The organism is Vibrio ponticus (genome assembly GCF_009938225.1).
In the GTDB taxonomy this organism is placed as follows: domain Bacteria; phylum Pseudomonadota; class Gammaproteobacteria; order Enterobacterales; family Vibrionaceae; genus Vibrio; species Vibrio ponticus.
Genome location: NZ_AP019657.1, coordinates 1,742,610 through 1,763,258, shown reverse-complemented (window position 1 = coordinate 1,763,258; position 20,649 = coordinate 1,742,610). Strand labels below are relative to the sequence as shown.

Genomic DNA, 20,649 nt, shown 5'->3' with positions numbered 1-20,649 from the left:
TCTATTATCAATAAAAATTAAGGCGGCGATTTTATCAGCATTATGTCCCGTGTCAAAAAAAATATAAAGTAATTAAAATGATTAATAAATTCAATTGCTTGGGTTGTAAGAAAATTCCTACCAACTTGCTTTTTTCTAATGATTTTTAAATGCTAAATGTGATTATATAGCGAGTGTTTTTAAGCAAACCTAAGGCAAACTTTTAAACCATTCTGAAATAAAATCGACAAATACACGTATGCGCTTAGGTTGATAACGGTCTTTATGGAAAATAGTGGAAAAAGGCACGCTATTGATACGCCATTGTGGCATTACACAGACGAGCTCTCCGCGATTGATTTCATTTTCGCAGTACACTTTTGGAACTCGAATAAGTCCATTACCCAGTTGGCAGGCTTTGATTAGCGCACGTCCATTTTTGCAAGTTAGTTTTCCTTTTACATGTATGTCGTAATGTTTATTAGACTCAAGAGCACTGACAAAACTCCACTTGGTGACCGAGCCTGTTAGTGTACGGTGGTTGGTAAGCTCGCGCGGATGCTGAGGCTCTCCGTAGCGTTGCACATAGCTAGGGCTGGCTAAAGTAACCATCTCGATGTCCATTAAGCGCTTTGCAATAAATCCCGCGTCCTCAAGTTCCCCCATGCGGAATGCAACATCAAACTGATCTTCGATTAAATCGATGCGAGGGCTAGAAAAATCGAGATCGACGATCACTTGCGGATGAAGCTGCATAAACTCGGCGATGGCTTGCGCAACTAATTCTTCTCCTAAATAACCGCCAACACAATTGACGCGAATTAAGCCTTGTACCTTTTTGGTATCGTCAACAGCCGCAACGAGTGCTTGATCGATCTGCTGTAGGGCAGTTTCACATTGATGGAAGAATCGTTGTCCAGCTTGCGTAAGGCGTAGAGTGCGGGTGGTACGCGTGAGCAAGGTTACGCCCATCTGTTTTTCCAGCGCACTGATTTGGCGAGAGACATGGGATCGTGATACTTCCAGTGCATTTGCGGCTTTGGTGAAGTTGCCCAATTGAGCGATCAGAACGAAGGAGCGGATGTCTGCAAGGTTAATGTTGTTAAGCATAGCTAAGGCTCAGAAATTTTTAGAGAGTATGGCACATTGTTGTAGCTGTGCAACAGTGTTTGAACTTAAATGCTATATATCAACTATCGTTCGCTGAGTAAGATTCTCTCATCGCCGCAAGCAGAAGTCGGCATATCAAATAATGATTGGAGAAAACCATGAAAAAACTAGTTGTGATCACAGGTGCGAGTTCAGGTATTGGTGAGGCGATTGCACGTCGCCTAAATGCAGCAGGTCATCCTCTATTATTGATTGCTCGTCGCGTAGAGCGTTTAGAAGCGCTAAATCTAGAAAACACACTATGTGAAAAAGTTGACGTACTAGATAAGGCATCTTTTGAAGCGGCGATTGCGAAAGCTGAGCAGCAGTTTGGTCCAACAGATTGCATCGTGAATAATGCGGGGGTGATGTTGCTGAGTGAGCTAGATGTGCAAGATCCAGCTGAGTGGAAGCGTATGTTTGATGTCAACGTGATTGGTCTAATGAATGGTATGCAAACAGTGCTAGCACCGATGAAAGAGCGTCGCAGCGGCACGATCATTAATATTAGTTCGGTTGCTGGTCGTAAGACATTCCCTAACCATGCCGCTTATTGTGGAACTAAATTTGCTGTACACGCGATTTCTGAAAATGTGCGTGAAGAGGTTGCAAATTTTGATGTACGTGTGACCACAATTGCACCAGGAGCCGTTGAAACTGAATTGCTTTCTCATACGTCGTCAGATGACATTAAAGCCGGTTACAACGATTGGAAAGAGGAAATGGGCGGCGTATTGGCAGCTGATGATATCGCTCGTGCAGTGGAATATGCTTATGCTCAACCTCAAGGTGTTTGCGTACGAGAAATTGTGATTGCTCCAACGCGTCAACAACCTTAATTAGTTAAAATTAACATCGTCCCGTGAGATCTCATGGGGCGATTTTTTTTGTTTTTATCATCTGCTAGTTATACAGTTGTCAAAAAGAATAATTATCTAGTAACATTTCGCTTACCGTATTGTGAACTCTTTCACAATCATACTTCATTGATCACTATTAATGCTGTGATTATTGCTCTTAGTGGTGATAATGATTGGTGATACCGCTTGCATATTATATTAATGCCTAAATGAAGTTAACTTTGCAGTTAATGATACATTAATCTGCATTATGTTTTGTATTTAATTGAAAGTTTCAATTATGGATTTATATGTAGTTTTAACTTCTATTTTGCATACATCAATTTAGAATTATTGATTTTTTTAGTGCATTCTAATGGCAAGTTACTTCAATGATTGATAATGTGTGCGCAACCTCTGTATGTTTTTAGAGTAATGTGCTGTAAATGTGAGCAGTGTCACTCTAAATCACTACCGTTCAGTAATCATGCAGAGAAGTCATGGATGCAAATAAAAAACTCGGAGTTTTACGCATGTATAAGAATAAAATCACTCAAGCCCTTCTTCTTGGTGCAGGTCTAGCAATGGCCTCTACTGCAACTCTAGCTGCTGATGTTCCTACTGGCGTTAAATTAGCTGACAAACAAGAACTCGTTCGTGGTAACGGTACTGAAGTTGCAACAATTGACCCTCATAAATCTCAAGGTGTACCAGAGTCTCACGTTATTCGTGATTTGCTAGAAGGTTTGGTGAGCCAAGACGCAGATGGTAATACAATCCCTGGTGTTGCAGAGCGTTGGGAAACCTCTGACAACCAAACTTACACTTTCTATCTACGTAAAGATGCAAAATGGTCAAACGGTGATCCTGTAACTGCAGGCGATTTCGTTTACAGCTTCCAACGTGCTGTCGATCCAAACACAGCTTCTCCTTACTCTTGGTACATGGAATACACCAAGATGAAGAATGCTAAAGCGATCATTGCAGGTGAAGCAGATAAGTCGACGCTAGGTGTTAAAGCGCTAGACGATCATACACTAGTAGTAGAACTTGATTCACCAGTTCCTTACTTTGTTATGATGATGGGTCACACGACAACGAAACCAGTGCACCAAGCTACGGTTGAGAAGTACGGCGATCAGTGGACGAAGCCAGAGCACTACGTGGGTAACGGTGCATTTGTTGTAGACAGATGGGTTGTGAACGAGCGTTTAGTTCTGAAGCGTAACGAACAGTACTGGAACAATGATAAGACTGTACTAGACAAAGTTACTTTCCTACCAATTGAAAACCAAGTATCGGAAATGAACCGTTTCCTTGCTGGTGAAATTGACTTTACTAACGAATTGCCGCTAGAGCACTACAAGCGTCTAAGCAAAGAACATCCTGAATCTGTGTCAGTTGTAGGTAACCTATGTACTTACTACTACCTATTCAATACTAAAAAAGCACCATTTGATGATGTTCGCGTACGTCAAGCAATCTCTTACACGATTGATCGTAATATCGTAGCAAACGCAATCATGGGTCAAGGTCAGAAACCAGCTTACTTCTTAACGCCTGAAATTACAGCAGGCTTTGAGCCAGAAATGCCTATGTACGGCAAAATGACTCAGAAAGAACGTAACGCAGAAGCTCAACGTTTGCTTGAAGAAGCAGGTTACGGCAAAGATAACCCGCTAAACTTCTCTCTTCTGTACAACACATCAGAAAACCACAAGAAGGTAGCGGTTGCGCTAGGTTCTATGTGGAAGAAATCACTGGGTGTGAACGTAACACTAGAGAACCAAGAGTGGAAAACTTACCTATCAACTAAAGACTCTGGCGACTTCCAAGTGGCTCGTGCAGGTTGGTGTGGCGACTACAACGAAGCGTCTTCTTTCCTAACGCTAATGAAGAGTGGTAACACGACTGGTGGTATCCACTACGATAGCAAAGCGTATGATGATCTAATGGAAAAAGCGATCACTTCTAAGTCTGAAGCAGAGCGTAAAGCGCTGTACGCAGAAGCAGAGAAGTTGATGGCGAAAGATATGCCAATCGCGCCTATCTACCAGTACGTGAAATCGCGTCTACTTTCTCCAAAGGTTGGTGGCTTCCCAGCGAATAACCCAGAAGAGAAAATCTACTCTAAAGATCTATACATTATCGAGTAATCATTCGAAACCATAGAACTATAACAATAATGACGCTGCGCGTGAGAAATCACGCGTAGGGTCTTCTTATATTTAATTGTCACAGACTGAAAGAGTGAGTTTATGCTTAAATTCATCGCTAAAAGGATATTTGAGGCGATCCCAACTATGTTGGTTTTGATCACCGTATCTTTCTTTCTCATGCGTTTCGCTCCGGGTAACCCGTTTTCGAGCGAGCGTCCTTTGCCACCTGAAGTAATGGCGAATATCGAAGCCAAATATGGTCTAGATAAGCCGGTAGCAGAGCAATACTTCACCTACTTAACCAATGTTATCCAAGGTGACTTTGGTCCGTCATTTAAATACTTAGATTACTCAGTAAATGAGCTAATCTCGGTGGCGTTGCCAGTGTCAGCTAAAGTGGGTGCAATCGCATTTATCTTTACCGTTATCTTAGGGGTTACGGTCGGGACCATCGCTGCATTAAGGCAAAATACTTGGGTAGACTATGCCGTTATGTCGACTGCGATGCTTGGGGTAGTGTTGCCTTCATTCGTATTAGCACCGGCACTTATCTATATTTTCTCTTTGAACCTTAAATGGCTGCCTGCTGGTGGTTGGCTCGACGGTTCTTGGCAGTATCTCATTCTGCCAGTGATCGCCATGTCGCTACTGTATGTGGCAACGTTCGCTCGTATTACACGTGGTTCGATGATTGAGACACTAAACAGTAACTTTATTCGTACCGCTCGCGCTAAAGGTTTAAGTTACCGCTACATCATTATTAAACACGCACTAAAACCTGCTTTGCTTCCTGTAGTGTCATACATGGGACCTGCATTCGTTGGCATCATCACAGGTTCGGTTGTAGTCGAGACCATCTTCGGTCTGCCGGGCATTGGTAAGTTGTTTGTTAACGCTGCCTTTAACCGTGACTACTCGCTAGTAATGGGTGTAACCATTTTGATTGGTTTCCTATTCATTTTATTCAACGCTATCGTTGATATCTTGCTAGCTATGATCGATCCGAAGATTCGCTACTAACAGGGATGTATGGTTATGTTAACGAAAAAAGAAAACCTTGAAGCGATCGAGAAATTCTCAGAGAACCTAGAAATCGAAGGTCGTAGTTTGTGGCAAGACGCCCGTATTCGTTTTATGCGTAATAAAGCGGCGATGGTGAGCTTGTTTATTCTAACTCTTATGACATTGGCGGTCATTTTCCTGCCAATGGTTGCGCCGTATGCATTTGATGATACAGATTGGTATGCAATGCATGTGGGTCCAAATGCTGAACACTGGTTCGGTACTGATTCACTTGGTCGCGATTTGTACGTACGTACTCTTATTGGTGGACGTATCTCACTGATGGTAGGCGTAATGGGTGCGTTGGTTGCGGTATTGATTGGTACGCTTTACGGTGCGGCTTCTGGCTTCATCGGCGGTAAAGTTGATCGCATTATGATGCGTATTCTAGAGATCCTTTACGCAGTACCATTTATGTTCCTAGTTATCGTACTAGTCACATTCTTCGGTCGTAATATTGTTCTTATCTTCGTTGCAATCGGTGCGATTGCATGGCTAGACATGGCACGTATTGTTCGTGGTCAAACACTGAGCTTGCGCAGCAAAGAGTTTATCGAAGCGGCACACGTTTCTGGTGTGAGCCAGTGGAAGATTATTACACGTCATATCGTACCAAACGTACTGGGCATCGTTGCGGTTTATTCAACGCTGCTGATCCCAAGCATGATTTTGACTGAATCATTCCTTTCATTCCTTGGTCTTGGTGTTCAAGAACCTATGACTAGTTGGGGCGCACTGCTACAAGAAGGTGCACAGACAATGGAAGTAGCAATCTGGCAGTTGGCTTTCCCAGCACTGTTCATGGTTGTGACGCTATTCTGTTTCAACTACGTAGGTGACGGTCTGCGCGATGCGCTGGATCCAAAAGACAGATAATTTATAAAGATTAAGGAAGCGACTATGAGCTTATTAGATGTCAAAGATCTGCGTGTCGAATTCACCACTCAAGATGGTATCGTAACCGCAGTAAACGATTTGAACTTCTCTCTAAACCAAGGTGAAACCTTAGGTATCGTAGGTGAGTCAGGTTCAGGTAAATCACAAACCGTATTCTCTATCATGGGTCTGCTGGCTAAAAACGGTAAGATCTCTGGTAGCGCAAAGTTTGAAGGTAAAGAGATCCTCAACCTGCCGGAAAAAGAACTCAATAAAGTTCGTGCCGAGCAGATTGCGATGATCTTCCAAGACCCAATGACTTCGTTAAACCCATACATGAAAGTTAGCGATCAGCTAATGGAAGTGTTAATGCTGCACAAAGGCATGGGTAAAGCTGAAGCATTTGAAGAGTCAGTACGTATGCTGGAAGCGGTAAAAATTCCAGAAGCGCGTAAGCGTATCACAATGTATCCGCATGAGTTTTCAGGCGGTATGCGTCAGCGTGTAATGATCGCGATGGCACTACTATGTCGCCCGAAATTGCTGATTGCAGATGAACCAACTACCGCGTTGGACGTAACCGTTCAGGCGCAGATCATGGATTTGCTCAATGAGCTAAAACGTGAGTTCAACACTGCGATCATTATGATCACTCACGATTTGGGTGTGGTTGCTGGCTCATGTGACAAAGTACTAGTGATGTATGCGGGACGTACTATGGAGTACGGCACCGTTGATGAAATATTCTACAACCCAAGCCACCCATACGCGGAAGGTCTGCTCAAAGCGATTCCACGTTTGGATACTGAAGGTGAAATTCTGCCAACTATCCCTGGCAACCCACCAAACCTATTGCGTTTGCCACCGGGTTGTCCATACCAAGAGCGTTGTCATCGTGCTCTGGACCGTTGTAAGCGTGAAGCGCCAATCTTGTTGCCATTTGGCGACGGTCGCCAACGTGCTTGTTTTTCTGAATGGGAGGCTTGGAGCAAATGAGTGTAGATAAAAAGTTACTGTTAGATGTAAAAGAGCTGAAAGTTCACTTTAGCATTGCGGCTAAATCTGCGTGGCCGTGGAGCAAACCATCAAACCTTAAAGCGGTAGATGGCGTTAACGTGCGTCTTTATGAAGGCGAAACGCTGGGCGTAGTAGGTGAGTCTGGTTGTGGTAAGTCGACCTTTGCTCGCGCGATCATCGGTCTGGTTGAAGCGACGGACGGTGAAGTGGTTTGGCTTGGACAAGATCTGACCAAAATGAAAGAAGTGCAGCGCCGTGAAACTCGTAAAGAGATTCAGATGATCTTCCAAGATCCGTTAGCCTCACTTAACCCACGTATGACGGTGGGTGACATCATTGCCGAGCCATTAGAAACCTTCTACCCAGAGCTTTCTAAGCAAGAAGTAAAAGATAGCGTTAAAGAGATGATGGCGAAGGTCGGTCTACTGCCAAACGTGATTAACCGCTATCCACATGAGTTCTCGGGTGGTCAGTGTCAGCGTATTGGTATTGCACGTGCGTTGATCTTAAAACCTAAGATGATCATCTGTGACGAACCAGTTTCAGCACTGGATGTGTCGATTCAAGCTCAGGTAGTTAACTTGCTTAAAGAACTGCAAAAAGAGTTAGGCTTATCTTTAGTCTTTATTGCTCATGACTTGTCAGTGGTTAAGCACATTTCGGATCGTGTTTTGGTGATGTACTTGGGCAACGCTGTTGAGCTAGGTGAATCGGAAGCGTTATTTGCGGATCCTAAACACCCATATACTCGTGCGTTGATGTCTGCAGTACCAATTCCAGATCCGGCGATTGAGCGCAGTAAGACGATCCAAATGTTGGAAGGGGATCTGCCATCGCCGATTAACCCGCCATCTGGTTGTGTATTCCGTACCCGCTGTCCAGAGGCAACCCAAGCATGTGCGCAAACTAAGCCGACAATCCAAGGCTCAGATATTCATGCCGTATCTTGTTTGAATGTAACGGTTTAATCTTATTCAGCCTGTGACAGGCCAGAGCGCGGTTGATTCATAAGCCGCGCTTTTTTTATTTGCTAGCTTTATAGACGAATCGCAACAAAAGTTGATTAATATCAGACAGATTAACCATCGTTTTGTTGAATTAATCGTTTGCATGCTATCTAATGCCGCTCGGCGTAATCCTGCGTCAGGACACATTGATAGTATGTTAACGTAAATGAAAAAATCACTTGTTTCAGTAGCCGCTTTTGGCCTTATCGCTTCATCTCCGGTATTTGCATCAACCACACTGAATGTATACAACTGGTCAGAATACTTACCTCAATCGATTATCGAAGACTTTACCGAGCAAACAGGTATTAAAGTCAACTACGCAACGTTTGAAAGTAACGAAACCATGTACGCTAAGCTTAAACTGCTCAACGGTAAGGGCTTTGATGTCGTAGTCCCATCGACTTACTACGTGAGTAAGCTTGCGAATGATGGCTTATTGCACAAACTTGATAAATCAAAAATCAAGCAGTTTGCTAAGTTAGATTCGACTATCTTGAACCAAAGCTTTGACCCTAATAACAACTACTCACTGCCATACATGTGGGGCAGTACTGCAATTGCTTATAATGCGGATGTCATTGATGGTAGCCACTTAAAAAGCTGGGCAGACCTTTGGAACAGCGAGTACGCAGGTCAGTTGTTGTTAACTGATGATGTTCGCGATGTGATGGGTATGGCACTGATGATTGATGGTCACAGTGTGAACTCTCAAGATGCGACGGAACTGAAACAGGCTTTCGAACGTTTACAGAAAATTAAGCCTAATGTAACCGTATTCAACTCCGATGCGCCACATGTACCGCTTGTAACCGGTGAAGTGAATGTCGGCATGCAGTGGAATGGTACGGCATATCGTGCGCAAAACGAAAACCCTTCAATTCGTTTTGTTTATCCTTCTGAAGGTGCCATCTTCTGGATGGACAATATTGTTATTCCAAAGCACGCAGAGAACAAACAAGCGGCTTACCAGTTTATTAACTTTTTGCTTGAGCCTGAAAACCAAGCCACTATCGTAAAAGAGATTGGTTATGCAGTGCCAAACCTGCAGGCGCTAGAATTCTTGCCACCGCAAATTCGTGATAGCCAAATCATTTTCCCGCCGGCAGAAGTAAAGCAAAAAGGTCAATTTTTAGGTAGTGTTGGTGAGGCGGTAAGCCAATATGAGCGCTACTGGATGGAGCTAAAGAAATAGTGAAAGTCATTTATACCGAAAAACAACGCCTACATCGCGTTAAGTATGAGTTCCTGTCAGGTGAACCAACACCGTGTTTCGAAAAGCCAGAGCGTGCAGATATGGTACTGAATGCTTTGCAAGAGCATGGTGGCTTTACGGTGTGTGAACCGAAAAGTTATGGCACGCGCCCGATGCAATGGGTACATACTGAAGATTATGTTGAGTTTTTACAGTCGGCATGGTCTGAGTGGGAAGAGCGCTTTGGTAGTGAACATGATGCGTCTCCATACTGTTTTGTAAGCCCGCGTTACCTGCGCCATCGCATTCCAAAGGATATTGAAGGCAAGCTAGGTTATTATAGCTTTGATATGACCGCTGCGATCACCAAAACCAGCTGGCAAGCGATTGAAGCCGCTTCTGATTGCGCATTAACCGGTGCTGAGCTGCTAATTAACGGCGAGCACTCTGCTTTTGCGTTGTGTCGTCCACCGGGTCACCACGCGGCTCCTGACATGATGGGTGGTTACTGCTACATCAACAATGCAGCAATTGCGGCTGAGTCTTTACGTCGCAATGGTAAAGATAAAGTGGCGATTCTAGATTTGGATTACCACCACGGCAATGGTACACAAAGCATCTTTTATGATCGCGATGATGTGCTGTTTGTTTCGATTCACGGCGACCCAGATTACGACTATCCGCACTATTTAGGTTTTGCTGATGAAGTGGGCGAGGGTAAAGGTAAAGGCTACAACCTTAACTTACCATTACCACAAGGCAAAACAGACTGGTCGCTTTATGAGCCTGCTTTGCACACGGCATTGAACAAGATCAAAGCTTTTGGTGCTCAAGCATTAGTCATTTCTTTGGGGATGGATACTTACGAGCATGACCCAATTAGCTACTTCAAGCTAAAACGTGCGGATTACCAAGCCATTGGTACCCAATTGGGGCAATTAGGTATCCCAACGCTCTTTGTGTTTGAAGGCGGCTATGCTGTTGATGACCTTGGTTATAATACGGTTGCCGTGCTTGATGGCTTTATGAGCTAATATTGAAACGCCCACTTTGTTGGGCGTTTTTTGTTTCGTTAGAAAATTTTGAATGTGTTGTGCAACTTCTTCCGCTTAACTCTCGTAATCTAAACCTTATACTAATCAAAACACATAAGGGGAGACGGTTATGGGTAAGTTAGTTGACGGTGTATGGCATGATGTTTGGTACGACACCAAAACCAGTGGTGGCAAGTTTGTCCGTGAAGATGCGGGTTTTCGTGATTGGATTGAAAATAAACCGGATACCAAGTTTCAGCCTGAAAGTGGGCGCTATCACCTCTACGTTTCCTTAGCTTGCCCGTGGGCACATCGCACTCTGATTTTTCGCTCTCTTAAGGGGCTTGAAGCGCATATCGATGTCACGGTGGTCTGCCCGGATATGCTTTCTGAAGGCTGGCAAATGGGACTGCCTGAACCACTGTTTGGTCATAAACGCTTGCATCAAATTTATACACAAGCTAAAGCTGATTACACGGGTAGAGTCACGGTGCCGGTTTTGTGGGACAAAAAGCTTAACACGATTGTTAGCAATGAATCGTCTGAAATCATTCGCATGTTCAACAGTGAGTTCAATCAGCTGACGGATAATAATCTTGATTTCTACCCTGAGCACTTGCGTTCGCTAATCGATGAGTGGAACGACTTTATCTACCCTAACATTAACAATGGAGTTTACCGCTGCGGTTTCGCAACCTCTCAAGAAGCGTATGAGGAAGCCTATGAAAACTTGTTTTCTGCATTGGATAGAGTAGAGCGTCATCTTGAGACCCATCGCTTTCTGGTTGGCAGTGAGATCACTGAAGCAGACTGGCGTTTATTTACCACCTTAGTGCGTTTTGATGCTGTGTATGTTGGGCATTTCAAATGCAATAAAAAGCGTATTGCCGATTATCCTCACTTGCAAGGTTACTTAAAAGAGCTCTATCAGTTTGAAGGCGTTCGTCATACGACAGATTTTTATCATATTAAACGTCACTATTACTTTAGTCATACCGGTATCAATCCAACTCAAGTTGTGCCGCTTGGACCAGAGTTGGATTTAGACTCGCCTCATCACAGAAACCACTTATAATTGACTAGAAAGCCTCGCCATCGCGAGGCTTTTTCCTACAGAGTAAACATTGCCTGCGAATATGCTTAACAAGCTGAAAACATTACCCAAACCACATTTCTGTTTATTTACTGAATTAAATATCAATAAATTGTGAAGTTGTTCCAAAAACAACATGTAACTGTGTTTTAATGGAGTTACAATTGAGACGAAAAAACTAATTAAAATACCAAAAGACTCAATTGCTTGCTCATGCTGCCATATAAGCGTCATGCCACTGGTTTTACGCTGGTGGAGTTAGTCGTAACGATAATTCTTCTATCAGTGATAGGGGTTGTCGCGTACACAAGATTCCCTTCCTTTTCTGGTTTTACCGTACCAGCGTATTGTGCTACCGCAAAATCAGCGATTCGTCGTGTGCAAACCCAAGCGATGAATGATGTGGCGAATAGCCAGCCTTACATTGTGCAAATTAATCCAACCAACATCGAATGGCAAAACGGCGCCATCACACTAAATCCTGCGGTTGACTGCACCGGACCTAAATGTGCGCAACTGGTCAGGCTGAGTGAAAAAGATATTCAACGTGGCATTCGCTTTTCTGGCGAGAAAATACAATTTGACTCTTTGGGTCGTAGTGTTGATTCGAGCGGAGTAACGACACGAGATGTGCAGATAACCGTGGGTAATCCTCAAGGCAGGGATAGACAAATTACTGTCTATAAAGAGGGGTATGTTGATGGCTGCGAATAACAAAGGCTTTACTCTTATCGAGAACGTTATGGCGATCACTCTCGCTGGTTTTTTGATGTTGGCTTTTTCATCCCTATTAGCACCGACCTCAAAGCAGACGGCTGATGCACTGACTCAGCAGCGAGCGTCACAAGTTGCTACTTGGTTGTTGCAAGAAATGTACTCTCGAGAGTTTGATGAAGTGAATATTCACTTCGTCGAGCGTTGCGGAAGTCAAGGAGTCGATGGGTGTTCAGCTATTTTAGGCAGCGATGCGGACGATACCAACAGCGTTAGAGATGACTTTGATGATTATGACACCGATGGTAAGGCGATCTCTATTACCGACTTTGGTTTAGACGCCACTGGTCCATTTCGTGATTTTCTTGCCACGGTAACGGTGCGTTATGCCAATGATAATTTCGAAGCCTTGCCTAAAGGAAGTGCTCCGACACCGATGAAGCAAGTGACGGTTGCGATTCAACGCGGTGAAAATGGAAAGCCTCTCGTTTTTAATGCTTTTAGGAGTAACTTCTAATGAAAGTTAAAGGTTTTACTCTGATTGAAATGATAGTGAGTATCGTCATTATCGGCATTGTTTCACTGGGTTTAATGAATTTTGGAGTGCTGAGCACCTCTGTTTATGTTGAAAATAAATATCGTTTAGAGGCATTAGAAGAGGCGCGCTTTGTTTTAGCACGCTTTGGTCGCGAACTGGCGAATACCGTGCCGCTTAGCCCAAGAATCTTGGAAGATGGGCGCTGTTTAGAGTATATCCCACTACTGTATGTTGGTGAATTTGTGCCTGAACAGATGGTTCTAGACAGTGACAGCAGTGAGACGAAATTGCCTCTAGCTCATCCTATCGTGGGTGATTTGTCTGGCTGTTTTAATGCTGAAAAATGCTTGGTTAGTATTTACCCACGCTCTGCCGCAGACCTATATTCAGGCGCGAATCCGGATCGACAAATTTATACCCTAAAGAGTTATGACAACGATTCATTAGTTGTTGACGAAGCGCTAACACGTATACCGCTGACCCCTTCCAATCGTTTATTTATCTATCAACCGCAAGCAAGACAGATGTGTGTGGAAAACAAACAAATTCGTTATTACGCGGATTATCCTTTGGCGCTCGCGGGGCTTGGCAGTGCCAATAGCCAAGCTTCAGAACCATTTGCCGAGGGGATCCAAGAAACGAGCGGTGTTTTCTCACTTGGTTTTAACGGCACTTACTCAAGTACTGTTGATTTACGTTTTTCGCTTGCGATGAATAACGGCAAAGAATCTGTGGAGTTTATGCAAAATGCGCAAGTTCTCAATGGTCAATAACCGTCAGCAAGGCAGTGCCTTGGTGGTGATTCTATTTGTGATGGTCATCGGCACCTTTTTTGCCGCGCAACTTATTAATATGAATACCCAGTCGTCGCAAGCTAACACTTATGAAACGCTTAGTACTCGTGCTTATTGGGCAGCTCGTTCACTTGCTGAGCGCTTGGTTTACGAATTGGTGCCTGTGGAAGAAGGTCGCACAGCTTCTTGTTTACCGAGTTATCAACTGGCTGCATTTCCAAGCTGTACCATTGAAGCATCCTGCGTGCCGAATGAAGAGGCAACCATAGTGACATCCACCGCTACGTGCTCTGTGGAAGCGTATCGCGTCAGCCGTCGATTTGAAGTAGAGGTAAGACCATGAAGAATAGTTGGTTAGTACTAATTTTTACACTGCTGCTGTCATCGTTTGCCTTTGCGGATGATGACGAAGGTGATGTAAGCGGCTTTGTATTTGAACACTATGACTATGGTGGAGTTTCAAGTAATTATCCGCGAGCATATGGTATGTCACCTATGCACCGTATTTCAATCAAGGTTAGATTAACGAATAAATCCAATCCACACAAAAAGTATGTCACTCACACTGGTTATGATGGCTACTTTGATTTTGATGATATTCCTAATGGTGAGTATCGATTGGACTTGCCTGGTCACGGAACGGGTTCGCAAGACTTAGATGGGGACTTGTATTCAGAGCGTGGTGATTGCACTCCGTGTTTACCTGTGCGTGTTTATCCAACTGTCAGTGAAGATTATGGGCGTGATGTGGACGTAAATGGTCGTGACGTTGATGCTAGCATAGGTTTTAGTTATAGCGTGGTGAGTAACCATCATGACTCCGGAGTTGGTTCGCTTCGTCAATTTTTAATTAATACTACGTACTTAACGTCAGGTCGTAATGGTACTAATTTAAGTAAGGAAAACTTGCGTCAGTCGGGTCGAACGCCCGGTGTGGATAATGCCATTTTCAAGAACCATATTAATGAAATTATTTTGCAATCACCTTTGCAAATGAATGGTGTTAGCCGCACCTATATTGATGCAGGTAAACCAGGTGATGAAAGCCCTTTATTTATTCGTAATGGTCGAACAAACCCAGAAAACCAAGACTATGGATTAAGAATTAAAAAGAGCCAATATATTCGCATTGCAGGCATTAATTGGCGTTACTTTGATGATGCGATCAACTTAAGTGACAGCAACCACATAGAAATAGAAGCAAACCGCTTTAATGATATGCGTGGCTCAGGGCTGAGGTTTTACAATGGCTATGACAACACAATCCATCGCAACATTTTTGATGATACGGTGAATAAAGAAGATACGCTAGATGAGGCGGCGGCTCTATATTTAAACTCTTCTTGGCGAAATGAGGTTACCAATAACGCGTTTTATAATAGTGGTGTTGACCATATTTCAGCTGGGGGGCATGAGGCGCATGTATCAGCTATTCGAGTTTACTATGGCGCTCAGAACCGATTAAGTCGCAACATTTTCCGTAATACTCGAGGGCTAGCGATAGACCTACGCTCGGTGGACCACGCCGGTATGATCACCCCCAATGATGGTCAATATATGCTGTCCGGCGGTATTAGTAACTATGGTATTGATTTTCCCGAACTAACAGAGGTTTCATCTAATGGACAGGTTAGAGGTAGTGTCTATTTAAGTAATTTAGCCTCTTATACAGCTTGTCATCAAAGCTATGAAGATTTTACTGTTGAAGTCTATAAAGCAGATGGTAACGCGAGCGACTCTACGATTGAAGGGACGGAATTTCTCGGTACATGCGGTTTAGATGGTACAGGTGAGATTAGCAATTGTAATTTGAATTCAGCTGGTTTCAGTGCCGGTGACGCTATTACCTCTATAGCAATAGATAAGTGCGGAAATACCTCGGAGATGGGGCAAACAGTTATTGTATCCGGCGGAAACTACGATTTTGGTGATGCTCCGAATCAAGATCTTGCTACCGGTTGGGAAGATACTTCATATCCGGTAACCACGAAAAGTAACGGCGCTCGTCATACGATAGTGGCGGATACTTGTTTGTTACCTAGTGATGGCACGAGCTGTTTGTTCCACGTCGATGCCGAAAGGGATGGTCTTCCATCTCGTACCGCCAGCAGTGATCAAGAAGATGACGGTGTCACGGTTAATTCCAGCAACTCTTCAACGATGAAAGTGTTGCTGACCGACTATCTCGATCAAAACGGTAATGAGCAAGTGGTCGACAATACCATTACTGTTAATGCATCGAGGCCTGGGTTCGTCTCGATTTGGTTGGATAAAAACCAAGACGGAAGTTGGGATGGTTTTGAACGCAATCAGCGTTGGGTTTCTGAAAAAATTGTTGATCGCGTTGCCGTACAAGCCGGACAAAATAGACTCTCAGACTTTCATTTATCGCCATATGATGTGCATGGTGAGACCTTTATGCGTGTGCGTTATGCCACCAAACAAGATGACGTTGAACAGCCAACTGGCATCGCGAGAGATGGTGAGGTTGAAGACTACCAGGTGTGGATAGCTGCACCTTCAATAGAAGTTGCAGGTTGTGAGGCTGGCTTACAAAATGGCTCGTTTGAGCACTTCTTTATTGAACGCGAACATAATGGCTGGGATACACCCGAAAGCTCCGTCGCGGGTTGGTCAGTGCAGCAGCTTGATCCTACCGCTGACCCACAGAACTACCCAATATCTCGTCGTAATCATATTGAGTTTAACGATTACAACCAATACGTGAGTAGTAAGGCTTCTGACAATAGCCAAAATGTGGCAGAAATGAATGCTTATCACCCTACCGTGATGTATCAAGATATTGTCACAACGCCGGGTGAAAAGATCCGTTGGTCATTTGATTACTCCAATCGTACTGTGGGTGCTCCTTCAGGTGAGCAGCAGATTGCTTTGCTTTTTGGCGCGCCTAATACCGATTTAGTCGAAAGCCAAACCTTCACCGGAACCAACCAATGGCAAAATTACACTGGGTTGTATACCGTACCTGATGGTCAATATGTCACACGCATTGCTTTTAAATCACTCAAACCAATCGGCGGTTCATCCGGCAATATCCTCGATAATGCGAAGTTTGGCTGTGAAGTGGGTAAAGATTATGGTGACTTACCTAGTCGTTATAAGAATGAACTCAAGGTTGGCTACCGAGTCGTACCAAATCTTTATATCGGCGATGAGGCTCCTGATGTTGAAAAAGAAGCGCACAGTTCAGAATATGCGTCAGGGGACGATCAAAATGGCTTTAACGATGAGTTGACCTTTAGCGCCCCAATCGTTTTAAAGCGAACGAAGAGTGTCGTCTTACCTGAATTCAACGTGCTTAACAATACCGGCAAGGTTGCACACCTCAATGCTTGGATCGACTTTGATCGTGACGGAGTAATGAGCAATAACGAGAAGTCGACTTTAGCTATTAAGTCTTTCCCTTATCCTCAAGCAGTAGAGCTAAACTGGCAAGGTAATCATAAGTGGACGAATGAGAGTTCGACATACTTGCGACTAACACTGTCTCACAATAGCAATAAGATTGAGGACGGTGAAGTTGAAGACCATCTGGTTTATCTTGTTGATGGTGATTTGATGCCTGAACCAGGACGCTGTGATGGATTTGTCCAAGTAAAAGCACCGGACAGAAATGGTGCGTATCAATACGCTAAGTGGATTGCTAGCGGTGGTGAATTGCAGATTGAACCGATTAACTCGTCACTGGCGACCGATGAAATCAAAGTCGTGGGCTTAAGTCAGGCAGATGGATTTACATACGGTGTTGGCTCTGACAGTCAATATGGTTGTACTCAGGGCAGTCGTTCAAGTTGTGAAATACACCTGTTTGTTGCTGATCAAAGCAAAAATGCGCAATTTCAACATTTAACGGCGTTGCGTGCTGCTCACGATGATGTGGTTATTCAAGATCGCAATGGAAAGACTTATACCTTTGCGAAGAATGAAATATTAGATACTAAGAAGAGCCCTGACTCAGGTAAAGGCGCGCTGTCACGAGCAAATTCAGGGGATGTCAGCCCAGATGGTCGCTATATGGTCATCGGTCGTGGCAACTGGCATTCATTGCTGCGTATAGAACTGGCTACCGGTTTGTTTGATACCATTCAGCTCAAAGATATCCAAGGCAGTACACCGTGGAGTGCTGATTTTGCCTTTAATCCAAAAGATCAAAATGGCGATTATGTTTATGGTTTATCAGGCGATCTGAAGTCACTGTATCGTATCGCGATTCGCGATGTTTCAAGTGCAGAGCCAGCCGGCAGCAACACCCAACTTCGCCTGAGGTTAGTACTCAATTCTAATTCAAGTGTTAGTAACCCAGAATGGCCACAGCGCGATAGTAACAATAAATTGGGCTCAGGTGGTTTAGCGATTAACAAAGGTGGCATCATGTTTGCCATGACTAATGGTGGTCGACATGACTTGAACCAAGATGGCAAGCTCAGTAGCTATGAGAAAAACCATCCGACCACAGCACTTTACTCGGTTGATATCGCTAAGCAGGAGATACGTTTTGAGCTAAAAGGTGTTGATGAATCAACGAGCAGTAATGATGCGGGTGGCTGTTCGATTCACGCGGACTATGGTGATGTCCCTGAATTCTTAGAGAGCAACGATCCTGCCCATCATTTGGGCAGCAATGAAGAGCTAAAACTTGGTCATAACTGGTCTGCAGATATTGGTCCTGGGCATGATCTCGAAGCGGCCTCCGACCTTTCTGATGATGGTGTGACATTAAAGGATAGAGCCTCAAATAGCAGTGTTAATTTGGTCAATGATCCTTTGATTCCTGGTCGTGCTTACAGCATTGAATTAGACAAACGGGGAAGCGGCGTTGCTTCTGCGTGGGTCAATTGGGGCATCGGTACTTCTTGGAAACGGGTGGATTTGAGCCAGGCATTAGTGGTGCCGTCATCGCCGATAGCTCACGGCAGCCGAGGCTATCTTCGCGTTCGTTATGCCGCGCAATTGGTCGATTCACCATATGGTGAGGCGGGTTCTGGTGAGATAGAGGACCATAGTTTTGTCATTGGCAACCCAGTCAAAGGCGTGCAAGTTAACGCGCCGGGCTCTCCGCTTACCTGTGAAGTGGCAGAGTATCTGGTCACGTTAGATGTCGATGGTGATCAGCTTTCGGAAGATATTAACGTCGATGTGGCGTTTGATAATCCTCCTGCCGGATGTTGGTTTAGCGCGACACCATTTAGTCGAATTAATGCCAGTTCGCAAACTCGTTGTAATGACGGTCAAACGATATCTTTTGCTAAGGGAAGTGAGTTATCGCGAACACTCTGGGTTGCAACAGATTCGGAGCTCAAAGATGTCATTCTTACTGCGACGGCTAAGGATATTGGTTCAGCAAGTGACGGCGCACGTTTTACCAAAGAAGGGTTCACCATTGAGCCAGTTAATGCGCCTCGTTATTACAAAGCTGGCGAAGAGTTTAACATTCAGTTGGTGCGTAAAGTCGCCCTAGAAGATCAAGTGCAATGCAGTGTGGATACGGATTATCAAGGTGAGAAAACCTTTACCTTTGCCTTTAACAAAGGCAAAGAAGAGTTTTTAGGTGCTCTCGCATTAAAAGGACAGACACTGCAAGCTAGTGGGGAGGATCGTCAGATTTCGTTCTCTAACGGGGTGAGCGAAGTGTTAGCTGCCAACTATTCTGAGTCAGGAATGTTGGAGCTTATGGCGCGTTATTTACCTGTGGAAGGTTTAGAGAAGTCGGCAACATTTTCGAGCACGGTTGTGCCTTACGCATTGATTGTTAGCCAGAACTACAAAGACAGTGATAAAAGTTTGGTTAGCGGCAATAGTTCGACACCTTTTGTCTCCGCAGGCACGCCATTTGTGGTTGAAGTTTCGGCGATTAATAAGCAGCAACAAGTGACCCGCAATTTTGATGGACAGCTTTCCGCTGGAAATAAAGGTTACAGCGCGCAAGTTACCGTTCCGAGCAGCAAGGTGAGCGAAATGCCTAAGTTGACCTCGGCCGAAACTGGTTTTAAGCGTGAATTTATCCAAGGCCAGTTACGGAACCGCTTTAAGTATGACAATGTCGGTTCAATAGCGACGAACTGGGCGGTCGATAGCTATCGAGATCAAACGGGTCTAAATAGCTTCCTTGATACCAGTAAGGTGAGTGATTTTGCCGATTTTGCTAACCATGTTGAAGTTGGTTATTTCTATCCAGATCACTTTGCCATGACTCGTCTCTATCAAGTGCCGATGAATCATAGCGGAGAGGCTTGGACTTACTTTGGTAAACCTGATGTCGATGTGAGTTTTGTGCTCGATGCTAAAAGTGCCAATGATTCTAGCCTCAGTTTCTATGACCGCTCCGTGCTGGCTAGTGGCGAAAAGCCGTCATTGGCAGGTATTACCTTTGATTACGGAAGTGTTGGATTACCGAGTTGCAGCCGAGCTCTATTGGTTGACGAGAACATGAATACGGATGTTTTTGCTGGTGAATGGAAAGGTGGACAATGGCAATTGGAGCAGGATCCTAACCAGTTTTATCGTGATCAAGGTTGTAAGCAAGAGCTAGCAAACATTCAGTTATTTGCTCACGTAGAGGACAACATTGAAAGCCGAGATATCCCTATCTATCAGCAAGGAGATAGCAGTGACAACTTGGCGTCCGCAGCGATTGCATTGGGTGAACCGATAGACGTACGCTACGGACGTTTGGTGATTGAAAATGCTTCTGGACCAATCAATCAGTTGTTCCCTATGGCAATCGAGACGCAATATTGGGATGGAAGCCGCTTTAAACTCAATGACTGGGATGATTGGACACAGATTGGCGCCAGCAATGAGGCGCAATTACCAGATCTTGATGATGTTGTGACCGAAGCTGCGGTGGTTGGAGAAGCGCAACCAGTACTGATGTCAGACTCATTGCAACCGACGGCGTTAAGTAATGGTAAAAGTGCCGTCAATATCGGCGCCAATGCCCCAGGGCATGCGGTAGTACCGATGACATTGAGTTCTGGCGCTGAAAAGTGGTTGGGTTACTGTTGGGAAGTTGACAGTAACAGCGCTACCACTATTCCAAGTGAGTGTAACGCACCAAGCAGCTTCTGGCAGCCACCGAAAGCACTCGCAACCTTCGGTGTATCGGGTGGCTCGAACAATGTGATTTACATTAAAGAGCGCTATAACTGATGGTGATAAAACGCTAATTAAAA

The 20,649-nt window shown here is 44.4% G+C and carries 15 protein-coding genes; 14 read left to right on the top strand and 1 reads right to left on the bottom strand.

Annotated features, from left to right (window positions below; genetic code table 11):
• Positions 1-189 precede the first annotated feature (189 nt).
• Positions 190-1,089 (bottom strand): LysR family transcriptional regulator, encoded by a 900-nt coding sequence (locus GZN30_RS07650; RefSeq protein ID WP_075648689.1) that lies wholly within the window; start codon positions 1,087-1,089, stop codon positions 190-192.
• 158 nt (positions 1,090-1,247) lie between these two features.
• Here GZN30_RS07650 and GZN30_RS07645 point away from each other — a divergent pair, with 158 nt between their 5' ends.
• From GZN30_RS07645 to GZN30_RS07580, 14 genes are all read left to right on the top strand, one after another.
• A complete protein-coding gene (locus tag GZN30_RS07645; protein ID WP_075648688.1) occupies positions 1,248-1,967 on the top strand; it encodes an SDR family oxidoreductase in 720 nt (239 codons plus the stop codon).
• Positions 1,968-2,500: 533 nt separating this feature from the next.
• Entirely contained in the window at positions 2,501-4,123 is a 1,623-nt protein-coding gene (locus GZN30_RS07640) for an ABC transporter substrate-binding protein (RefSeq protein WP_075648687.1), read from the top strand.
• 102 nt (positions 4,124-4,225) lie between these two features.
• Positions 4,226-5,146, top strand: coding sequence for an oligopeptide ABC transporter permease OppB (gene oppB / locus GZN30_RS07635; protein WP_075648686.1), 921 nt, complete (start codon positions 4,226-4,228; stop codon positions 5,144-5,146).
• Between the two features lie 15 nt (positions 5,147-5,161).
• Positions 5,162-6,064: an oligopeptide ABC transporter permease OppC gene (gene oppC, locus GZN30_RS07630; RefSeq protein WP_075648685.1), complete on the top strand. Its 903-nt coding sequence runs from the start codon at positions 5,162-5,164 to the stop codon at positions 6,062-6,064.
• A 24-nt stretch (positions 6,065-6,088) separates the two neighbouring features.
• Positions 6,089-7,060 (top strand): ABC transporter ATP-binding protein, encoded by a 972-nt coding sequence (oppD, locus tag GZN30_RS07625; protein ID WP_075648684.1) that lies wholly within the window; start codon positions 6,089-6,091, stop codon positions 7,058-7,060.
• On the top strand, positions 7,057-8,049 hold the full coding sequence (oppF, locus tag GZN30_RS07620; RefSeq protein WP_075648683.1) for a murein tripeptide/oligopeptide ABC transporter ATP binding protein OppF: 993 nt from the start codon (positions 7,057-7,059) through the stop codon (positions 8,047-8,049). The genes oppD and oppF overlap by 4 nt, the downstream gene beginning before the upstream one ends.
• Before the next feature lie 205 nt (positions 8,050-8,254).
• Complete coding sequence (locus GZN30_RS07615; RefSeq protein ID WP_075648682.1) at positions 8,255-9,283, top strand: ABC transporter substrate-binding protein; 1,029 nt, start codon at positions 8,255-8,257, stop codon at positions 9,281-9,283.
• On the top strand, positions 9,283-10,317 hold the full coding sequence (locus tag GZN30_RS07610) for a histone deacetylase family protein (RefSeq protein WP_075648681.1): 1,035 nt from the start codon (positions 9,283-9,285) through the stop codon (positions 10,315-10,317). The genes GZN30_RS07615 and GZN30_RS07610 overlap by 1 nt, the downstream gene beginning before the upstream one ends.
• Before the next feature lie 130 nt (positions 10,318-10,447).
• Entirely contained in the window at positions 10,448-11,392 is a 945-nt protein-coding gene (locus GZN30_RS07605) for a glutathione S-transferase family protein (RefSeq protein ID WP_075648680.1), read from the top strand.
• A 231-nt stretch (positions 11,393-11,623) separates the two neighbouring features.
• The gene (locus GZN30_RS07600) at positions 11,624-12,124 is read left to right on the top strand and encodes a pilus assembly FimT family protein (protein ID WP_075648679.1); all 501 of its coding nucleotides are present in this window, start codon (positions 11,624-11,626) and stop codon (positions 12,122-12,124) included.
• On the top strand, positions 12,111-12,641 hold the full coding sequence (locus GZN30_RS07595) for a type IV pilus modification PilV family protein (RefSeq protein ID WP_232060470.1): 531 nt from the start codon (positions 12,111-12,113) through the stop codon (positions 12,639-12,641). Before GZN30_RS07600 ends, GZN30_RS07595 begins: the two co-directional genes overlap by 14 nt.
• Complete coding sequence (locus GZN30_RS07590) at positions 12,641-13,435, top strand: prepilin-type N-terminal cleavage/methylation domain-containing protein (RefSeq protein WP_075648677.1); 795 nt, start codon at positions 12,641-12,643, stop codon at positions 13,433-13,435. Before GZN30_RS07595 ends, GZN30_RS07590 begins: the two co-directional genes overlap by 1 nt.
• Positions 13,410-13,799 carry an MSHA biogenesis protein MshP gene (locus tag GZN30_RS07585; RefSeq protein WP_075648676.1) on the top strand — a complete coding sequence of 130 codons (390 nt, stop codon included), beginning with the start codon at positions 13,410-13,412 and terminating at the stop codon, positions 13,797-13,799. Before GZN30_RS07590 ends, GZN30_RS07585 begins: the two co-directional genes overlap by 26 nt.
• Positions 13,796-20,626 carry a DUF6701 domain-containing protein gene (locus GZN30_RS07580; protein ID WP_075648675.1) on the top strand — a complete coding sequence of 2,277 codons (6,831 nt, stop codon included), beginning with the start codon at positions 13,796-13,798 and terminating at the stop codon, positions 20,624-20,626. The genes GZN30_RS07585 and GZN30_RS07580 overlap by 4 nt, the downstream gene beginning before the upstream one ends.
• Positions 20,627-20,649: the final 23 nt, after the last annotated feature.

Coding starts and splice junctions, on each gene's coding strand:
- GZN30_RS07650 (WP_075648689.1), bottom strand. CDS start 1,089: ATGCTTAACAACATTAACCTTGCAGACATCCGCTCCTTCGTTCTGATC.
- GZN30_RS07645 (WP_075648688.1), top strand. CDS start 1,248: ATGAAAAAACTAGTTGTGATCACAGGTGCGAGTTCAGGTATTGGTGAG.
- GZN30_RS07640 (WP_075648687.1), top strand. CDS start 2,501: ATGTATAAGAATAAAATCACTCAAGCCCTTCTTCTTGGTGCAGGTCTA.
- oppB (WP_075648686.1), top strand. CDS start 4,226: ATGCTTAAATTCATCGCTAAAAGGATATTTGAGGCGATCCCAACTATG.
- oppC (WP_075648685.1), top strand. CDS start 5,162: ATGTTAACGAAAAAAGAAAACCTTGAAGCGATCGAGAAATTCTCAGAG.
- oppD (WP_075648684.1), top strand. CDS start 6,089: ATGAGCTTATTAGATGTCAAAGATCTGCGTGTCGAATTCACCACTCAA.
- oppF (WP_075648683.1), top strand. CDS start 7,057: ATGAGTGTAGATAAAAAGTTACTGTTAGATGTAAAAGAGCTGAAAGTT.
- GZN30_RS07615 (WP_075648682.1), top strand. CDS start 8,255: ATGAAAAAATCACTTGTTTCAGTAGCCGCTTTTGGCCTTATCGCTTCA.
- GZN30_RS07605 (WP_075648680.1), top strand. CDS start 10,448: ATGGGTAAGTTAGTTGACGGTGTATGGCATGATGTTTGGTACGACACC.
- GZN30_RS07600 (WP_075648679.1), top strand. CDS start 11,624: ATGCTGCCATATAAGCGTCATGCCACTGGTTTTACGCTGGTGGAGTTA.
- GZN30_RS07595 (WP_232060470.1), top strand. CDS start 12,111: ATGGCTGCGAATAACAAAGGCTTTACTCTTATCGAGAACGTTATGGCG.
- GZN30_RS07590 (WP_075648677.1), top strand. CDS start 12,641: ATGAAAGTTAAAGGTTTTACTCTGATTGAAATGATAGTGAGTATCGTC.
- GZN30_RS07585 (WP_075648676.1), top strand. CDS start 13,410: ATGCGCAAGTTCTCAATGGTCAATAACCGTCAGCAAGGCAGTGCCTTG.
- GZN30_RS07580 (WP_075648675.1), top strand. CDS start 13,796: ATGAAGAATAGTTGGTTAGTACTAATTTTTACACTGCTGCTGTCATCG.